This is a genomic window from Microbacterium sp. Bi128 (assembly GCF_918698205.1).
Map to the genome: position 1 here is coordinate 1 of NZ_CAKKMM010001490.1, position 1,211 is coordinate 1,211.

Annotated in this window: 1 protein-coding gene; it reads right to left on the reverse strand. The window is 65.0% G+C overall.

Annotated features, from left to right (window positions below):
- Positions 1-326: 326 nt before the first annotated feature.
- Entirely contained in the window at positions 327-1,121 is a 795-nt protein-coding gene (locus tag LQV45_RS33945) for a class E sortase (RefSeq protein WP_230012227.1), read from the reverse strand.
- Positions 1,122-1,211: the final 90 nt, after the last annotated feature.

Sequence of the window (1,211 nt, forward strand, 5' to 3'; positions counted from 1 at the left end):
GGAGGATTCCGCGGAACTTCACCCGCATCGGCAGGCTCACCACGTGGGCGACGTTGAGGAGTTCCTCCAGCGCGGGGAGCTGATCGCGGAGTTCCTCCGGGCGGCTTCCGGGACGGCCCGGCCGCGGTGGAAACGGGTTCGTGTTCATGGTTGTGCCGCGCTCAGCTCTGCCCGACGGTGGCGTCGGTCAGATGCGTCACTTCAGCCATCCAAGGAAACACAAACTGGTCCAGGACAACCAGGGCTCCCGCAAGGATCACCACGGACAGAAGGATCTTCAGCCAAAGAGGCCCGGGAAGTTGCCGAAAAAGCCAAAGGTACACGGCCTAGCCCTTCCCCTGCAGCGCGGCGAGCTGCTTGGCGATGGGCGCCGGAGGCCCTGCGCTGAGCGGCTGCCAGGAATCGAATATGGAATACGCGATGATGCGCTCTTGGGCGCCGAAGCGCGGATTGCAGCTTGTCATGGTCAAAATCCGTTGCTGCGGCTCTGCGCCGGGCTGAGTCGGCACCGGCGCCAGCACGTCCGTCCGGTCCGGCAGGACAATCTCCTGGTTCCGGAAAACGTACGTGTAGAACCCGTCGGCGGTCTGAACATAGATTTTGTCCCCGGGCACCAGTGTGTGGATGTTGTCGAGCACCGCGCCATGTGTCTGGCGGTGGCCGGCGACGGCAAAGTTCCCCATGGCCCCGGGCATGGCCGTTCCCGCATAGCGGCCCAGGCCGAGCGTGTCCAGGACGTCCTGGCTGGTGCCCTCGATGATCGGCCTGCTGTAGTCGGCTCCGAAGCGGGGAATGTAGATGACCCCGATCGCCTGTCCGTGACCCGGCACTTTGCCGACCGGCACTGCAGGGGCTCCCTTGGTGTCCCCCAGGCCCGTGGCCGCAGGGTCATTCGGTGCAGGTGCCTTGTGTGCCTGCACGAACTGCTTCACGGCAGCCCCCTGAGCCGCATCGGCTTCAACGTTGGTCCACCACAATTGCCAAGCGACGAAGAGCACGGCGATCACGCCGAGCGTGATCAGCAGCTCGCCCGCCACCTGGACGGCCAGCAGCGAGCGACGCCGGCGGGTGCGTTTAGTTTCCTGCGCAACTGTGGCGCGGCGGTTCAGTACCTTCGTCATTCCCCTCCTGTTGCCTACCGCTGGACGCTGCCGACGAAGCATCGCCCGCTCGGAAGAACGGGCAATACTGACGATTCCACGGTTCCGGAC